General features: G+C 68.7%; 11 protein-coding genes. 9 read left to right on the plus strand and 2 right to left on the minus strand.

Going from position 1 to position 17,436, the window contains the following annotated elements:
- Positions 1-52: 52 nt before the first annotated feature.
- Entirely contained in the window at positions 53-736 is a 684-nt protein-coding gene (locus tag ACFYRY_RS27355; RefSeq protein ID WP_389150944.1) for a hypothetical protein, read from the plus strand.
- Complete coding sequence (locus ACFYRY_RS27360; protein ID WP_389150947.1) at positions 733-2,751, plus strand: beta-galactosidase; 2,019 nt, start codon at positions 733-735, stop codon at positions 2,749-2,751. Before ACFYRY_RS27355 ends, ACFYRY_RS27360 begins: the two co-directional genes overlap by 4 nt.
- Here ACFYRY_RS27360 and ACFYRY_RS27365 read toward each other — a convergent pair.
- Together ACFYRY_RS27365 and ACFYRY_RS27370 are read right to left on the minus strand one after the other, a co-directional pair.
- Entirely contained in the window at positions 2,745-4,727 is a 1,983-nt protein-coding gene (locus tag ACFYRY_RS27365; protein ID WP_389151644.1) for an alpha-glucuronidase, read from the minus strand. The genes ACFYRY_RS27360 and ACFYRY_RS27365 overlap by 7 nt on opposite strands.
- Positions 4,728-4,759: 32 nt before the next feature.
- A complete protein-coding gene (locus tag ACFYRY_RS27370; protein WP_389150950.1) occupies positions 4,760-8,593 on the minus strand; it encodes a GH92 family glycosyl hydrolase in 3,834 nt (1,277 codons plus the stop codon).
- 378 nt (positions 8,594-8,971) lie between these two features.
- Here ACFYRY_RS27370 and ngcE point away from each other — a divergent pair, with 378 nt between their 5' ends.
- From ngcE to ACFYRY_RS27405, 7 genes are all read left to right on the plus strand, one after another.
- Entirely contained in the window at positions 8,972-10,426 is a 1,455-nt protein-coding gene (ngcE, locus tag ACFYRY_RS27375) for an N-acetylglucosamine/diacetylchitobiose ABC transporter substrate-binding protein (protein ID WP_389150953.1), read from the plus strand.
- A gap of 16 nt (positions 10,427-10,442) precedes the next feature.
- Positions 10,443-11,369 carry a carbohydrate ABC transporter permease gene (locus tag ACFYRY_RS27380; RefSeq protein ID WP_389150956.1) on the plus strand — a complete coding sequence of 309 codons (927 nt, stop codon included), beginning with the start codon at positions 10,443-10,445 and terminating at the stop codon, positions 11,367-11,369.
- Positions 11,370-11,372: 3 nt separating this feature from the next.
- The gene (locus tag ACFYRY_RS27385) at positions 11,373-12,296 is read left to right on the plus strand and encodes a carbohydrate ABC transporter permease (RefSeq protein WP_389150959.1); all 924 of its coding nucleotides are present in this window, start codon (positions 11,373-11,375) and stop codon (positions 12,294-12,296) included.
- Positions 12,297-12,644: 348 nt separating this feature from the next.
- Positions 12,645-13,844 carry an ROK family transcriptional regulator gene (locus ACFYRY_RS27390; RefSeq protein ID WP_356763429.1) on the plus strand — a complete coding sequence of 400 codons (1,200 nt, stop codon included), beginning with the start codon at positions 12,645-12,647 and terminating at the stop codon, positions 13,842-13,844.
- 133 nt (positions 13,845-13,977) lie between these two features.
- Positions 13,978-15,078 carry a substrate-binding domain-containing protein gene (locus tag ACFYRY_RS27395; RefSeq protein ID WP_389151647.1) on the plus strand — a complete coding sequence of 367 codons (1,101 nt, stop codon included), beginning with the start codon at positions 13,978-13,980 and terminating at the stop codon, positions 15,076-15,078.
- Between the two features lie 202 nt (positions 15,079-15,280).
- Entirely contained in the window at positions 15,281-16,081 is an 801-nt protein-coding gene (locus tag ACFYRY_RS27400; protein WP_389150962.1) for an ATP-binding cassette domain-containing protein, read from the plus strand.
- On the plus strand, positions 16,078-17,373 hold the full coding sequence (locus ACFYRY_RS27405) for a sugar ABC transporter permease (RefSeq protein ID WP_389150965.1): 1,296 nt from the start codon (positions 16,078-16,080) through the stop codon (positions 17,371-17,373). Before ACFYRY_RS27400 ends, ACFYRY_RS27405 begins: the two co-directional genes overlap by 4 nt.
- Positions 17,374-17,436 lie beyond the last annotated feature (63 nt).

Here is a 17,436-nt window from a genome sequence, read left to right on the forward strand (position 1 = left end):
TCCCCGCCGAGCCGAGCGGCCGGTTCCGGCTGCCCGGAAGGGAGCACGCGGGGTGAGCACACCTCAGGCCACCGCCTTCGGCGACGGTCCCCTATCCCGCGCCGCCGCGCTGATCCACACCCTGGTCACCGTCGAGGCACTGCTGCTCGGCGCGGCCGCACCCGGCCTGGCCGGGCTGCTGGTCGTGGGCACCGACCCGGCCAACCTGCCACTGGCCGCCGTATGCCTGCTGCCCCTCGGCCCGGCCCTGTCCGCCGCCCTGTACGCGCTCCACCACCGCGACCGCGACCTCACCGACCTCCACCCGGCCCGCACCTACCGGCGCGGCTGGCGTCTCAACGCGCTGCCGGCCCTGAAGCTGTGGACGCCGCTGCTGGCCTGGCTCACCGTGATCGCCTTCACGCTCACCCACTTCTCGGCCACCGGACTGCCCCGCTGGTGGGCCGTCCTGCTCGCGGTCATCGGCGTCGGCTCACTCCTGTGGGGCGCGCACGCCCTCGTCCTCACCTCGCTGTTCGCCTTCCGCGCCCGGGACACCGCCCGCCTCGCCGGGTACTTCCTGATCCGCCGCGGCCGAGCCACCCTCGGCGCCGCCTCGCTGCTCGTCCTCACGAGCGCCCTGACCGTCCTGCTGACCGAGGCGCTGCCCGCCCTGGTCGCCGCCCCGCTGCTGCTGTCCCTGCTGCACAGCAGCCGGTCGGTGATCGTCGAGACCCAGGAGGACTTCACCGTATGACCCCGCCCCGCACCCCGAAGATCCCCTACGGCGGCGACTACAACCCCGAGCAGTGGCCGCAGGAGGTGTGGGACGAGGACCACCGCCTGTTCACCCGGGCCGGCATCGACACCCTCACCGTCGGTGTCTTCTCCTGGTCACTCACCCAACCGGCCGAGGACACCTACGACTTCACGGTCCTCGACCGGATCCTCGACCGGGCCGCCGCCGAGGGACGGCAGGTGTGCCTGGCCACCGGCACGGCCGCCCTGCCGCCCTGGCTCGCCAAGAAGTACCCCGAGACGGGCCGCACCGACTTCGAGGGCCGACGGCACCGCTACGGCCAGCGCCACACCTTCTGCCCCAGCTCACCCGCGTACCGACGGCTCTCCACCGCGCTGGCCGCACGGCTCGCCGAACGGTACGCGGACCACCCGGCGCTGCTGGCCTGGCACATCAACAACGAGTACGGCGGCACCTGTTACTGCGAGCTGTGCGCCGACGCGTTCCGGCGCTGGCTCCGCGAGAAGTACGTGACCCTCGACGCCCTCAACGACGCCTGGTACACGACCTTCTGGTCGCACCGCTACACCGACTTCGGCGAGATCGAGCCCCCGAACGCCCTCACCGAACACTGGCGCGGCCCCGACCACACCGCCTTCCAGGGCACCACCCTCGACTACGTCCGCTTCACCACCGACGCGCTGCTCGGCTGCTTCCTCGCCGAGAAGGAGGTGATCCGCGCCCATGACCCCGACACCCCCGTCACCACCAACTTCATGGGCATGTTTCGCCCCCTCGACTACCACCGCTGGGCGCCCCACCTCGACTTCGCGTCCTGGGACAGCTACCCGCCCCTCGACGCCCCGCCCACCCGGACCGCCCTCGCCCACGACCTGATGCGCGGCCTGGGGGACGGCGCCCCCTTCTGGCTGATGGAACAGACCCCGTCCACCACCGCCTGCCGTGACGTCAACCCGTTGCGGCGCCCCGGGGAACTGCGGCTCGCCACCTTCCAGGCCGTCGCCCACGGCGCCGACGCGGCTCTCTACTTCCAGATGCGCGCCTCCCGCGGCGCCTGCGAGAAGTACCACGGGGCGGTGATCGGCCACGCGGGCCGCGACGACACCCGAGTCTTCCGCGAAGTGGCCGACCTGGGGCGGGAGTTGGAGCTGCTCGGCAGCGCGACCCTGGGCGCCCGCACCCCCGCCCGCACCGCCCTGGTCTTCGACTGGGACAGCTGGTGGGCCCTGGAGATCTCCGACGGCCCGTCCCGCCTGGTCCGCTACCAGGACACCGTCCACGCCTACTACCGGGCCGCCCGCGAGGCCGGCGCCGACGTGGACGTGGTCCCGCAGACCGCCGACCTCACCCCGTACGACGTGGTGCTCGCGCCGGTCCTGTACATGGTCAAGGGCGACCTGGCCGCCCGCCTCGAAGCGGTCGCCGCTCGCGGCGGCACGGTCCTGTCCACCTTCCTCTCCGGCCGCGTCGACGAACACGACCTGGCCTTCGCCGCCGACGTCCCCGGCCCGCTCGGCCCGCTCATGGGCATCCGCGTCGACGAATGGGACGCCCGCCCCCACGACGTCGTCCAGCCCGTCGAGCTGGGGGAGTCGAGCCGCACGGCGCGGCTGGTCTTCGAGATCGTGCAGCCGCGCGGCGCCGAGCCGGTCGGCACCTACGGCGCCGACTTCTACGCGGGCACCCCCGCGGTGACCCGCAACCGGTTCGGCGAGGGGGAGGGCTGGTACGTCGCCACCGCCCTCGACCAGCCGGGCGTCGACCAGGTCGTCCGAGCGGTCCTCGCCCGCCACGACCTGCTCGGCCCGTACGCCGACCAGCCGACCGTCGAGTCCGCGACCCGCGTCGCCCGCGACGGGACCCGCCTCCTCTTCCTCCTCAACCACGCCCCCGAACCGGCCCACCTGACCGCCCACGCCACCGCCACCGACCTGCTCACCGGCAAACACGTCGACCAGGGCGAGCCACTCACCCTCGACCCGCTCGGCACAGTGATCCTGCGGCTTCAGTAGATGCGGCGCCCCTGTGCGTCGGGCACACCTGACGTGCGGAAGAAGTAGCTGTTGATCTGATCGCGCCACTCGCGGGCACTGTGGAGCTGCTCCTCGTACCGCTCCGCGACCCGCGCGTGGCGCGCCGGGGAGACGAGGTCCACCAGGGCGGCCCAGGTCCGCCGGGCCTTCGCCACCTCCTCCACGCCCTCGAAGTGGGTGTCGTAGATGTGCTGGATCACCGTCTTCCCACTGTGCAGCCGGTGCCCGTACGCCATGTGGTGGAAGAACAGCAGCAGGTCGTCGGGGCAGGTGTCCGGCGACTCGTACACCTCGGCCCAGGGCCCCGGGTACTGCCCCGCGTAGCCCGTCCCGGTCGCCACACTCCGGTCGACACCAATGCCGTCCCGGTCGGCGAAGTGGTAGGTCCCCCAGGGGCTGTACTCGTAGCCGTCGACGCTCGGGCCGTAGTGATGGCCCGGCTGCACCATGAAGCCCACCCCGAGCGGCGCGGTGTACTTCTCGTACGTCCGCCACGAACCGTCCAGCACGGCGTGCAGCCCCGCCTCCAGGCGCGCCGGGTCCGAGGTCGCGCCGGGCGTGAAGGTGAGCCGGATCCACTCGTCGAGGAGGTCACCGGGATCCGCGTCCGGCCGCCAGGCCAGCCGCCCGAAGGTGTACAGGTTCGCCTGGGCGAGGGGATGCCCGGTCCAGAACGGGTCGTCGCCCACATTGGACACCGCCACCAGGCCGCCCCGCGCCAGCGACCCGACGGGGTCCTGCCCGTCCGGCCGGAACCGCAGCACCTCGCTCCACATCGGCCCGAGCCAGCACACGTGCCGCTGCTGCCCGGTGTACTCCTGGGTGGCCTGCACCTCCACCGCCAGCCGGGTCCGCGGCATCGCGCCGATCAGCGGTGACACCGGTTCGCGCACCTGGAAGTCCAGCGGACCGTGCTTCACCTGGAGGATCGCGTTGGCGGCGAACTCCCCGTCCAGCGGCGTGAAATGGTCGTACGCGGCCCGCGCCCGGTCCGTCGTCCGGTCCCGCCAGTCCTGCCGGTGGTCGTAGACGAAGGCCCGCCAGTGCACGGTCCCGCCGTACGGTGCGAGGGCGGCGGCCAGCATGTTCGCCCCGTCGGCGTGCGAGCGGCCGTACGCGAAGGGGCCCGGCTGCCCCTCGGAGTCGGCCTTCACCACGTAGCCGCCGAAGTCCGGTATCGCCTCGTACACCCGCGTGGTCACCTCGGCCCACCAGCCGCGCACCGACTCGTCCAGCGGGTCGGCCGTCGCGAGGCCGCCGAGCACCATGGGTGAGGCGAAGCCGACCGAGAGATGGGTCCTGATCCCGTACGCCCGCAACGCGGCCGCGAGGTCGGCGACCTCATCGATCCGGTCCGTCAGCAGGTGTGCCTCGGTCTCGTGCACGTTGACGTTGTTCACCGCCACCGCGTTGATCCCGCAGGCGGCCAGCAGCCGACCGTAGGCGCGCACCCGGACCCGCTCCCGGCGTGCCCGGCCGTCCGCCCAGAACAGCGAACCGCCCGCGTAGCCGCGCTCCACCTGGCCCATCACCGGGTGCACCGCCACGTTGTCCCAGTGGTCCACCATCCGCAGCGCCACCGCCGGACGGTGGGTCCGCCGAGTCGGCTCCCCCGCGAAGGCGTCCTCGCCGAGCCGGACGACGTGGAACAGGCCGTACAGCAGCCCGGCCTGCCCGGACGCGGTCACGGTCGTCCGGCCGCCCTCGCGGACGAACGTGAAGGCCTCGGACTCCTCGGCACCCGTCAGTTCCAGCACCAGGTCGTACCCGGGAGCGCCCGGCTCGGGGTCGCGTACGACACGACCACCGAACCGGGCGCAGGCCTCGGCCACCTCCGCGTGCACCGTCTCCACCAGCGGCCCTGATCCACGGATCAGGGTCCGCCGCCCGCCCAGCGGCCGGAAGGCCTCGGGCGGCAGCCAGGCCGGGTCGACGTCCTCGGGCAGGACAGGCACGGTCAACGGTACGGGACCCCCAACTCGGCTGCTCAGACGAGCAGTTCCACCTCCGACACCACCGCCTCGCCATCGACGACCAGACGGTACTTCTGGTAGGTACCCGGGGTCCTCACCGAGAACGCGCGGGTCTGTCTGTCCCACGCGAAGGACTGCCCGGACCGTTCGTCCAGCGTCTTCCACGTGGTCCCGTCGGCTGAGCCCTGGAGCTTCCAGGCGGCAGGCGCCTTCGTCCGGTCCGCCGATGAGGTCAGCGTGTACTGGAGCGCCCTGACCCGCCCGGAGACCGGCAGATCGACGGACGGGGCCACTGTCGCGTCCGTAGCCGAGGTGTTGTCGAACAGGGCGCCCTCGCCCTTCAGCACGTCCGCACGCGGGGCAGGCACCCGGTCGTCCTGGGTGATCGACACGGGGGCGGCGTTCTTGCCGGTGCCCCACGACGACGGCTTCGCTCCCATGTCGAAGTCCAGGACCCCGCCCTTCGCCAGCAGCGAGTGTGGCAGCGAAGTCGACGTCCAGGACCGGCCGTTGACCCTCAGCCCCTGCACGTACACGTTCTTCGCGCTGTTCTTCGGCGCCCTGACGACCAGGTCCCGGCCGTTCTCCAGATGGACCGTCGCCTTGGTGAACAGCGGGGAGCCGACCGCGTATTCGCCGCTGCCCATCACCAGCGGGTAGAAGCCGAGCGCGGAGAACAGGAACCAGGCCGACTGCTCGCCGTTGTCCTCGTCGCCGTGGTAGCCCTGCCCGATCTCGCTGCCGGTGTACAGCCGCGACAGCACCTCACGCACGTTCTTCTGGGTCTTCCAGGGCTGCCCTGCCGCGTCGTACATGTAGTTCACGTGGTGCGCGACCTGGTTGGAGTGCCCGTACATGCCCATCCGGACGTCCCGCGCCTCCGTCATCTCGTGGATGACGCCGCCGTAGGAGCCGACGAAGTCGGGCGAGGCGGTCTCCGGGGTGGCGAAGTACTCGTCGAGCTTCTCCGCGAGGCCGCTACGGCCGCCGTAGAGGTTGGCGAGACCCCGGCTGTCCTGCGGCGCGGTGAACGCGTACCCCCAGCCGTTGGTCTCGGTGTAGTCGTAGCCCCACACCCGCGGGTCGTACGCCGAGGACTCGACGCGCCAGTCGCCCTTCGCGTCCCGGCCCTGGAAGAAACCGGCCTTGGGGTCGAACAGGTTCACATAGTCCCGGGCCCGGTTGAGGAAGTACTCCGACTCCTCCTGGTAGCGCTTCTCGCCGGTCTTCTTGTAGAGGGCCTGGCCCATCCTCGCGATGCCGTAGTCGTTGAGGTAGCCCTCCAGGGCCCAGGACAGGCCCTCGTGCGTGTCGGTGCTGGTGTAGCCGAGGAAGGGTGAGGTCGTCATGCCCTTGCGGCCGACGCCGGACGACGGGGGTACGACGGTCGCGTTCTTCAGGGCCGCGTCGTACGCCGACCTCGCGTCGAAGTCGACGCCCTTGACGTACGCGTCCGCGAACGCCACGTCCGAGGAGGTGCCGGTCATCAGGTCCGCGTACCCGGGTGAGGACCAGCGCGAGGTCCAGCCGCCGTCCTTGTACTGCTGGACGAACCCGTCGACCATCTCGCCCGCCTGACCAGGTGTCAGGAACGAGTACGCCGGCCAGGTGGTCCGATAGGTGTCCCAGAAACCGTTGTTGACGTACACCTTGCCGTCCACGATCTTCGCGCCGGTGTGCGTCGGAGTGTCCGGGCCCGGCATCGGCGAGAACGGGGAGGCGTACTGGTACCTCGAACCGACCTTCTCGAAACCGGAGTTGGGGTACAGGTAGAGCCGGTACAGGCTGGAGTACAGCGTGGTCAGCTGGTCCGGGGTGGCGCCCTCCACCTCGACCTTGCCGAGAATCCTGTCCCACTGCTGCTGGGCGCGCGACTTCACCTTCTCGAAGGAGGTGCCGTCCGGGATCTCCTGTCGCAGGTTGTCCTTCGCCTGGTCGAGGCTGATCAGCGAGGTCGCCAGGCGCAGGGTGACGGTCCGGTCGGCACCGGCGTCGAAGCGCAGATACCCCTTGACCCCACCGGCCGACCCGTCACGCACGGGCTTGTCGAACACGCCGTACACGAAGAGCCGGGTGGCCCCTGCCGACTGTCCGGACTTCACGTCCGAGAACCCGGTGACGACCCCGTTCTCCTTGTCGAGCGTCAGCCCCGCCTGGTCGGTCACGTTGTCGAAGAGCACGCTCGCGTCGTCGCCGGGGTAGGTGAACCGGAGCGCCGCCGCGTGATCGGTCGGCGTCATCTCCGCCTTCAGCCCGTTCTCGAACCGCACCCCGTAGTAGTACGGCCGCGCGGTCTCGTTCTCGTGCCGGAAGGCCAGCTCACGCGCCTCACGCCCGGTGTCCGGGGTGCCGGAGGCGGCCGACGGCATCACCTGGAAGGTCTGCCGGTCGCCCATCCAGGGGCTCGGTTCATGGCTCGCGCTGAACGCCTGGATCGTCGGCAGGTTGTCCCCGTTGTTGGCCCGCGCGTAGTCGTACAGCCAGCTCAGCGAGGACGCGTTGGTCACCGGCGTCCAGAAGTTGAAGCCGTGCGGCACCGCCGTCGCCGGGAAGTTGTTGCCGCGCGAGAAGTTGTTGCTGGAGTTGGTGCCCCGGGTGGTCAGCGCGTAGTCCGACAGATGGGCCTTGGGCTTCTCCGGCGCGGCCCGGTCGATGGTCACGTCGTCCAGCCACCCCCGGAACATCGCCGGGCCCTTCGGGGAGTCGTACGCCACCAGGATCCGGTCGACTCGCTTCCCGGCCGCGACCGACCCGATCCGTGAGACGACGTTGTTCCACTGGTTGACGTAGAGCACCTTGGCGGCGCCCTGTCCCTGCGGTGAGAGGGCGAAACCGTGCTGGTCGGTGGCTTTGAGTCCGCTCAGATAGGTGCCGTCGGTGAAGGCCAGGTCCACGGACACGTTCGTGGCGTCGTAGTCCCGGTCCCCGTCCGCCATCGACGGGAAGATCCGGTAGGAGAGCCGGGTGTCCCGGCCGACCGCCACGTCCACGTCGAAGACCTTGTTGTACGAGTAGGCCCTGCCGTCCGCGGTGTGCCGTCCGGCGTAGCGCAGGGCCCTCTTTCCGGTGAACCCGGCGTGCGCCTTCGCGGTGGGCGATCCGCTCGGGCCGCGGTCGACCAGCGAGAGCATGTCCCGCGGCACCGGGCCGGCCTCGCCGCCGGTGGAGAACTGCACGTCGGCGAGTTGCAGGATGCCGTCGGCGCCGTTGTTGCGGGTGATGTCCAGCCGGAAGTGCCGGTACTCGGCGGCGGCCGCCTCCGGGATGTCGTACGTCTTCGTCTGGAACCGCTTGGAGAAGGATTCGTCCGCGCGGGTGTCGAGGGTCTTCCAGTCCTTGCCGTCGGTGGAACCCTTCAGGGTCCAGTCCTTCGGGTCGCGCTCCTCGACGTCGTTCGCCGAGGTCAGCGCGTAGCGGACCACCTTCATCGGCTTGTCCAGGTCGAACTCGGCCCAGCCGGTCGACTCGAAGGCCAGCCACTTGGTGCCCGGCTCGCCGTCGACGAGGTTGTCCTTCACCTCGCCGCCGCCGGTGTTCTCGGCGCTGGCCCGGACGTCGGTGACATGCTCGGTCACATTGCCCGGGATGCCGGTGTCGTAGCCGCCGTCGACGCCTGAGGCGCGCTTGCCGCCGTCCGGCGTCGTGTCGACCGTGTTGAGCCAGTCGGGTGCCGGATCGTCCGCCTCGAAGGAGGACGCGAACCCGCTTCCGGCGGCCGCGGGGGCCTGGGGCAGGGCGACCGCCGCCCCCTGAGAGCCCAACGCCAATGCGAAGGCGGCCGTCAGTGCGACCGCCGAACCCCGCCCACGCGTGGAACCCCGTCTGTGCCGAACCCTGTGCTGCTGCATACGCGAGCACCCCTCCTGCGCTGGGGACAACGTTGTCAACTTGTGTGCGCAAGGACCAGTAGTTGCTCAAGTGGACAGTGATGTCAAGGGTGTTGACTGCGGCATTCGGGGTCTATGTCAGGGATTTTTCCGGCAAGCGGTACACAGGCCGCTCATATTTCCGCGAGGTCTCAACTCGGAAAAGACCCATGGCCAACCCTGCGTTCGATCTTGCTCCGCTGGCAGTGAGTGGACTATACCTGTCGGCAATTCACACGATCCGCACGTCATGACCCGACGTCATGATCTGCATTTCCCGCACGACCCTGCTTGACCTGACCGCGGTGCCCGGAGGATCCGGTTCACCGCCTGAGTCCTGGAGAAGGCGAGGACTTGAGCATGGGATCCACTTCCGCCGAGAACAACGGCACCGGTGGTGTCGGCCGCCGCGATCTGATCAAGCGGTCGGCCGCGCTGGGCCTGATCTCCGTTCCCACCATGAGTTTCCTGTCGGCCTGCGCCAGCAGCGGCGGCGGCGACAGCGGCGACAAGGCCAAGGCGGGCAAGAAGACCGCGAAGAACCCGCTGGCCGTGAACGACACCGCGGGAATGGAATTCGTCCTGTTCGACGGCGGCTTCGGCAAGGAGTACGCCCAGGACGCCGTGAAGATCTACGAGAAGAACTTCCCGAAGGCGAAGGTGAAGTTCTCCGCCACCCAGAAGATCCAGTCCACGCTCCAGCCCCGCTTCAACCAGGGCACCCCGCCGGACCTGATCGACAACTCCGGCGCCGAGCAGATGGACATGGGCGTCCTGGCCGGAAAGGACCAGCTCACCGACCTCACCCCGCTGCTGGACGCCCCCTCCTACGACGACCCGGGCAAGAAGGTCCGCGACACCCTGCGCCCCGGCATCGTGGAGATGGGCCAGCTCGACGGCGACCCGGTCTGGATCATGTACTACGCCTACACGGTGTACGGCGTCTGGTACTCGCAGAAGGCCCTGGACTCCCTCGACGCCACCTATCCCGAGACCTGGGACCAGATGCTCGCGGTGTGCGAGAAGGCCAAGAAGAAGGGCATGGCGGGCTGGACGTACGCGGGCAAATACCCGTACTACCTCCCCTTCTCGCTCTACCCGATGATCGGCAAGGTGGGTGGTGTCGAGGTGCTCGACGCCATCGACAACCTGGAGCCGAACGCCTGGAAGCACCCGGCGGTCAAGGCATGTTTCGAGGCCTACTACGAGCTGTACAAGAAGGGCTACATCCTCAAGGGCACCCCCGGTCTGGACCACATCCAGTCGCAGACCGCCTGGGCCAAGGGCAAGGCGCTGTTCATCCCGAACGGCTCCTGGGTGGAGAACGAGTCGGCGAACGTCATCCCGAAGGACTTCAACCTGGCGGTGTCCGCGCCCACCGGTATCGACTCCTCCGACAAGATGCCCTTCGGCACCATCTGGGCCTCCGGCGGTGAGCCCTTCATCGTCCCGTCCAAGGCGAAGAACGCGGAGGGCGGCATGGAGCAGCTGCGCATCATGCTCAGCGAGGCGTCCTCGAAGAACTTCACCAGCAAGGTCAAGTCGCTGACCGCCTTCAACGGCGGCACCGAGGGCATCACCCTCACCCCGGGACTGAAGTCCGGCGTCGCGGCGCTGGAGAAGGCCGGCAGCAACGTGGTGAATCCGCGGATGCAGGACTGGTACGTGCAATTGCAGAAGGAGAAGATCGGGGTCTCCGGCCTGGGCGAGATGATGGCCGGCCGCCTCACCCCGGCCGAGGCCGTCAAGAAGATCCAGGCCTTCGCCGACGAGACCGCCAAGGACAGCTCGATCAAGCACTACAAGCACCAGTAGACGGACCGGAGAAGCGATGCAGCACGGCAAGTACCGGTTCATCGTGGGGTTTCTGGCTCTGCCCCTCGGACTGTACGCGCTCTTCGTGGTCTGGCCGTTCATCCAGTCCATCTACTACTCGTTCACGGACTGGACCGGCCTGAGCCCCGAATTCAAGATGGTCGGCCTGGACAACTACCGGAGGATGCTGGACGACGAGATCTTCTGGAAGTCCTTGCAGCACAGCTTGATGTTCGCGGTCGTGCTGCCGCTCGTCACGATCAGCCTGGCGCTGTTCTTCGCCTTCATGATCAATGTCGGCGGGCGCAGGAGAAGGGGCGGCCCGGTCATTTCCGGAGTCCGGGGTTCCTCCTTCTACAAGATCGTCTATTTCTTCCCGCAGGTGCTTTCGATCGCGATCGTCGCCCTGTTGTTTGCTTTCGCGTACAACCCGGACAGTGGTGCCATCAACTCACTGCTGCGCGGGATCGGCCTCGACAGCGTCCAGCCGCTCTGGCTGGGCGACCCGAGCCTGGCCCTGTGGTGTGTGATGGCGGTGCTCGTGTGGTCCACGGTCGGCTTCTTCGTGGTCCTCTTCTCCGCCGGTATGGCCTCCATCCCGGCGGACCTGTACGAGGCGGCGCTGCTCGACGGGGCCGGCCGGGCCACCACGTTCTTCCGGATCACCCTGCCGCTGCTGTGGGACACCGTGCAGTCCGGCTGGGTCTACATGGGCATCCTCGCCCTGGGTGCCGAGTCGTTCGCGGTCGTGCAGATCATGACGACCGGGCCGGGCGGTCCCGACTACTCGACCACCGTCATGGTCCTGTACGTGTACCAGAAGGCGTTCCGTGACGGGCAGGCCGCCTACGCCACCACCATCGGCGTCGCCCTGCTCGTCGTCACGCTGGCCTTCGCCGCCCTCGTGATGCGGCTCGGACGACGCGAGCGGCTGGAGTACTGACAGATGAAGACGACCGAGCCCCCCGTCCCGCTGCCGGCCGAGTCCGGTGTGCCCGTCGCCAAGGTCGACGTCCCGGCCGGCCCCTCCCGGAAGGAGAAGAAGGAGGGCGGCATCCTCAACGCCTTCTCGCACGGGATCCTGGTGATCTGGGCGATCATGGTGGTGCTGCCGCTGGTCTGGGCGGTCATGACGTCCTTCAAGAGCGACAGCGCCATCTTCGGCTCGCCCTGGTCGCTGCCGGACGCGCTGCACTTCGACAACTGGTCGCGGGCCTGGACCGAGGCCAACATGAGCGACTACTTCCTCAACACCATCCTGGTGGTGGGAGGGTCGCTGATCGGCACCCTGGTGCTCGGCTCGATGGCGGCGTACGTGCTGGCCCGCTTCGACTTCCCGGGCAACCGGTTCATCTACTACCTGTTCATCGGCGGCATGAGCTTCCCGATCATGCTGGCGCTGGTCCCGCTGTTCTACGTCGTGAACAACATGGGCCTGCTGAACACGATCCACGGGCTGATCCTGGTCTACATCGCCTACTCGCTGCCGTTCACGGTGTTCTTCCTGACCGCGTTCTTCCGCACCCTGCCGACCTCGGTCGCGGAGGCGGCGTTCGTGGACGGGGCGTCGCACTCCCGGACGTTCTTCCAGATCATGCTGCCGATGGCCAAGCCCGGCCTGATCAGCGTGGGGATCTTCAACTTCCTGGGGCAGTGGAACCAGTACATGCTGCCGACCGTGCTGAACACCGACCCGGACAAGCGCGTCCTGACCCAGGGCCTGGTGCAGCTGGCGGTCAGTCAGGGCTACAAGGGCGACTGGTCCGGCCTGTTCGCGGGCCTGGTCATGGCGATGCTGCCGGTGCTCGCGGCGTACATCGTCTTCCAGCGTCAGGTGGTGCAGGGACTGACCGCCGGAGCCCTGAAGTAAGAGCCTGTGTCATATCCCCGGCCGGGCGCCCGCCGCCTGGCACGCACGCTCGCCGCGTTGCCGGAGCGTCCTCGTAGCGGAGCTACGAGGACGCTCCGGCGCCTTGCGATCGCACGCACCAGACGACGTGCGCTGATCCGGCCGGGGATATGACACAGGCTCTGACCACTCGACCACGGTGTGCGGCGCCGCTCCCGGCACTTCGGGGGCGGCGTTCGCTTGCGTGTTCAAGAATCCGGATGCGGTTCAACCTCTTGACGGGAGGCGACCCGAACGCGTCAGCTTAGAGTTCACTAGTTGGACATAGACGGGGCCTCATTGAAGCGGCCCCGCGCGCAGGAGGTCGTCGTGGAGACTCCGGGGTCGCAGTCGTCGCTGCACCGAGCCAACCTGGAGCGGGTCGTACGAGCCGTGCGGCTGGCCGGGTCGCTCACGCAGGCGGAGATCGCACGGACGACGGGCCTGTCGGCTGCGACCGTCTCCAACATCGTGCGCGAACTCAAGGACGGCGGAACCGTCGAGGTCACGCCCACCTCGGCGGGCGGCCGCAGGGCCCGCAGCGTCTCCCTGAGCGGGGACGCCGGCATCGTCATAGGGGTCGACTTCGGGCACACCCATCTGCGGGTGGCGGTCGGGAACCTGGCCCATCAGGTGCTGGCCGAGGAGTCCGAGCCGCTGGATGTGGACGCCTCCTCGGCGCAGGGGTTCGACCGGGCGGAACAGCTGGTCACCCGGCTGATCGAGGCCACCGGAGTGGACCGCTCCAAGATCGCCGGCGTGGGGCTCGGCGTACCCGGCCCGATCGACGTGGAGTCCGGCACCCTCGGCTCGACCGCCATCCTGCCCGGCTGGTCCGGCACCCGGCCCGCGGAGGAGATGCGCGGCCGGCTCGGCGTCCCCGTCCACGTGGACAACGACGCCAACCTCGGTGCCCTGGGCGAGCTGGTCTGGGGGAGTGGGCGGGGGGTGCGCGACCTGGCCTACATCAAGGTCGCGAGCGGTGTCGGCGCGGGCCTGGTGATCAGCGGGAAGATCTACCGGGGTCCCGGCGGCACCGCAGGAGAAATCGGGCATATTACACTGGACGAGTCCGGCCCGGTCTGCCGTTGCGGAAACCGGGGCTGCCTGGAGACCTTCGCCGCCGCGCGCTATGTGCTGCCGCTGCTCCAGTCCAGCCACGGCACCGATCTGACGATGGAAGGCGTAGTGCGCCTGGCGCGGGACGGGGACCCTGGCTGCCGTCGGGTGATCGCCGACGTCGGCCGCCATATCGGCAGTGGAGTCGCCAACCTCTGCAATCTTCTGAACCCGAGCCGGGTCGTCCTGGGCGGTGATCTCGCCGAGGCCGGTGAGCTGGTGCTCGGGCCGATCAGGGAGTCCGTGGGCCGCTATGCGATCCCCAGTGCGGCACGCCAGCTCTCCGTTCTCCCGGGGGCCCTCGGTGGTCGTGCCGAAGTGCTCGGAGCGCTCGCCCTCGCGCTCAGTGAGATGGGTGATTCGACCCTTTTGGACGGCACGCTGCATGCGGCGACGCCCGCCTTCACTTAGAGAACGGATGGCACCGTTGCCAACCCGTTAAGGATTTACTTCTTGACGTCGCACGTGTGGCCGAGTTGACTTCCAGCCACCTCGGCCGCAATGACGCGGCCTCGTCAGGGAGGTTTCTGAAGTGAATACGCGTATGCGTCGTGCCGCCGTTGCTGTCGCCGCCAGTGCCATGGCGGTCTCACTGGCCGCCTGTGGCAGCGCCAAGGAGTCCGGGGGCAAGGCCGAGTCCTCCGGCTCCCCGTCCAAGGGCGACAACATCAAGGTGGGTCTGCTCCTTCCGGAGAACAAGACCGCGCGGTACGAGAAGTTCGACAAGCCCCTGATCGAGAAGAAGATCAAGGAGCTCACGGACAACAAGGCGCAGTTCTTGTACAACAACGCCCGGCAGGACGCGAGCCTGCAGTCCCAGCAGGTCGACACGATGATCACCAACAAGGTGGACGTGCTCATCGTGGACGCCGTGGACGCGAAGGCCATCAAGAACTCCGTCCAGAAGGCCGTGGACCAGGGCATCAAGGTCGTCGCCTACGACCGCCTCGCCGAGGGCCCGATCAGCGCCTACACCTCGTTCGACAACACCGAGGTCGGCAAGGCCCAGGGCGAGGCCCTGCTGAAGGCCCTGGGCGCCAAGGCCACCAAGTCCTCCAAGATCGTCATGGTCAACGGGGCGGTCACCGACCCGAACGCCGCCCAGTTCAAGGCGGGCGCGCACGCCGCCCTGGACGGCAAGGTCACCGTCGCCAAGGAGTACGACACCAAGGAGTGGTCGCCGGACAACGCCAACTCCGAGATGGAGGCGGCGATCTCCGCGGTCGGCGGCAAGAACATCGCGGGCGTCTACTCCGCCAACGACGGCATGGCCGGCGGTATCATCACCGCCCTCAAGGCCGCCGGACTCAAGGTCCCCGTCACCGGCCAGGACGCCGAGCTCTCCGCCGTCCAGCGGGTCATCGTCGGCGACCAGTACATGAGCGTGTTCAAGTCCTACCCGACCGAGGCGAGCGTCGCCGGCGAGATGGCCGTCGCGCTGGCCAAGGGCGAGAGCCTGGGCTCCATCGCCAAGGACAAGGCCTCCAGCGACAGCGTCAAGGACGTCCCGTCCGTCCTGGTCCCGGTCGTCTCGCTGACCAAGGACAACGTCAACGACACGGTCATCAAGGAAGGCTTCTACACCGCCGCCGAGATCTGCACCGGTAAGTACAAGGCCGCCTGCGACGAGCTCGGCATCAAGTAAGCAGCCTCAAGTCCCCTTCCGCGTACGGGAGTTCGACCGCGAGCCCCCGTACCGGAATCTTCCGTGGGGACACGGCTGCTCCCCAGGCTCCGCCGGCGCCCCGCACATCAGACAGCCCCGCAAGCTCGTCGCGGGGCGCCGGACGGAACATCCCCCAGACTTCTTTCTGCACAACCTCCCGCCGGGTCAGGCGGCGAAGGAGATGGTTCACGTGTCCGCTACGCCCGTGCTGGCGTTGCGCGGGGTCTCCAAGCGGTTCGGTGCCGTTCAGGCGCTCACCGACGTAGAGCTTGAGGTCCACGCCGGTGAAGTGGTCGCCCTGGTGGGCGACAACGGCGCCGGAAAATCCACGCTGGTCAAGACGATCGCCGGCGTGCACCCCATCGACGAGGGTGCCATCGAGTGGGACGGCAGGTCCGTCCAGATCAACCGGCCGCACGACGCCCAGGCCCTGGGCATCGCGACGGTCTACCAGGACCTCGCGCTGTGCGACAACATCGATGTCGTCGGCAACCTCTTCCTCGGCCGTGAGCTGCGGAAGTGGGGCGTGCTCGACGAGGTCGAGATGGAGCGACGCTCGCAGGAGCTGCTGCGCACGCTGTCCATCCGTATCCCGAGCGTCCGTATCCCGATCGCCTCGCTGTCCGGCGGTCAGCGCCAGACGGTGGCCATCGCCCGCTCCATGCTCGGCGAGCCCAAGCTGGTCATCCTGGACGAGCCCACCGCCGCCCTCGGTGTCGAGCAGACCGCGCAGGTCCTCGACCTCGTGGAGCGGCTGCGCGAGCGCGGCCACGCGGTGATCCTCATCAGCCACAACATGGCCGACGTCAAGGCGGTGGCGGACAAGGTCGCCGTGCTGCGCCTGGGGCGCAACAACGGTGTCTTCGAGGTCAAGACGACCTCGCAGGAGGAGATCATCTCCGCCATCACCGGCGCCACCGAGAACGCCGTGACCCGTCGTGCGGCCCGCACGACCAGCACGAACGGGGAGGTTTCCAAGTGAGTATCGACAAGACCTCCGCGACATCGAAGACCGACGTCGCCGTCGACAACCCCGATGCCGCCGCGGCCGCGGTGACCGCGGTCGACCCCCGGCTCCTCGTCCGGGAGCAGGGCCTGAAGGGCTACCTCGGTGAGTTCAAGCGCAAGATGAAGACCGGCGAGCTCGGCTCGATCCCGGTCGTCATCGGCCTGATCGTCATCTGCGTCGTCTTCCAGAGCCTGAACTCCAACTTCCTGTCCGCGCAGAACCTGAGCGACATCACCGTCACCATGGTCGGCACGGGCATGATCTCCGTCGGCATCGTCTTCGTGCTGCTGCTCGGCGAGATCGACCTGTCGGTCGGCTCGGTCAGTGGCGCCGCCAGCGCCATCGCGGCCGTCCTGGCGGTCAACCAGGGCTGGCCCGAGTGGCTTGCGGTGCTCGTCGCCGTGGCCGCGGGCGCCGCCATCGGCGCGGCGCACGGATTCTTCTTCGCCGTCCTGGGCGCTCCCGCCTTCGCGGTGACCCTGGCCGGTCTGCTGTTCTGGCTGGGCTTCATGCTCAAGATCCTGGGCGAGAACGGCACGATCAACCTCGACAGCGACGGCCTGATCGGCAAGCTGACCACGTACTTCTTCACGGACGTGGCCGCCGCGTACGCGCTGGCCGCGGTCGTGGTCGCGGTGTTCTTCCTCACCTCGTTCCTCGGCAACCGGCGCCGGGAGGCCGCGGGCGTCCCGTCCCGGCCGCTCAGCGACACGGTCCTGCGGACCGTGCTGCTGGCCGTCATCGCCTTCGCCGCGGCCTACATGTACAACCAGTACAAGGGTCTGCCGCTGGCCACGGTGGTCTTCCTGGTGTTCCTGATCGCGACCGACTTCCTGCTGCGGCGCACCGCCTACGGTCGCAAGATCTTCGCGCTCGGCGGCAGCGTCGAGGCGTCCCGGCGTGCCGGCATCAACGTCACCGCGGTCCGGATCTCGGTCTTCGCCGTCTCCGGCGGTCTCGCGGCGGTCGGCGGCCTGTTCCTGGCGTCGAAGATCGCGTCGGCCAACCAGAGCGCCGGCACCGGTGACCTGCTGATGAACGCGATCGCCGCGGCCGTCATCGGCGGCACCTCGCTGTTCGGTGGGCGTGGCCGGACCTGGAACGCGCTCCTCGGTGTGCTGGTCATCGTCTCGATCCAGTACGGCCTCCAGCTGGAGTCCATCGCCGAGCCGGTCAAGTACATGATCACCGCGGCGGTTCTGCTGACCACCGTCGTGATCGACTCGATCACCCGCAAGACACAGAAGACCGCGGGTCGCGCGTAACCGCACGAACTGCTGTGCCCGGCGCCCGCGATGGTGCCGGGCACAGTCATGTCGTAGGAACGG

It is taken from the genome of Streptomyces sp. NPDC005263 (assembly GCF_042872365.1).
Classification (GTDB): Bacteria; Actinomycetota; Actinomycetes; order Streptomycetales; family Streptomycetaceae; genus Streptomyces.

Coding starts and splice junctions, on each gene's coding strand:
- ngcE (WP_389150953.1), top strand. CDS start 8,972: ATGGGATCCACTTCCGCCGAGAACAACGGCACCGGTGGTGTCGGCCGC.
- ACFYRY_RS27380 (WP_389150956.1), top strand. CDS start 10,443: ATGCAGCACGGCAAGTACCGGTTCATCGTGGGGTTTCTGGCTCTGCCC.
- ACFYRY_RS27385 (WP_389150959.1), top strand. CDS start 11,373: ATGAAGACGACCGAGCCCCCCGTCCCGCTGCCGGCCGAGTCCGGTGTG.
- ACFYRY_RS27370 (WP_389150950.1), bottom strand. CDS start 8,593: ATGCAGCAGCACAGGGTTCGGCACAGACGGGGTTCCACGCGTGGGCGG.
- ACFYRY_RS27395 (WP_389151647.1), top strand. CDS start 13,978: ATGCGTCGTGCCGCCGTTGCTGTCGCCGCCAGTGCCATGGCGGTCTCA.
- ACFYRY_RS27400 (WP_389150962.1), top strand. CDS start 15,281: ATGGTTCACGTGTCCGCTACGCCCGTGCTGGCGTTGCGCGGGGTCTCC.
- ACFYRY_RS27360 (WP_389150947.1), top strand. CDS start 733: ATGACCCCGCCCCGCACCCCGAAGATCCCCTACGGCGGCGACTACAAC.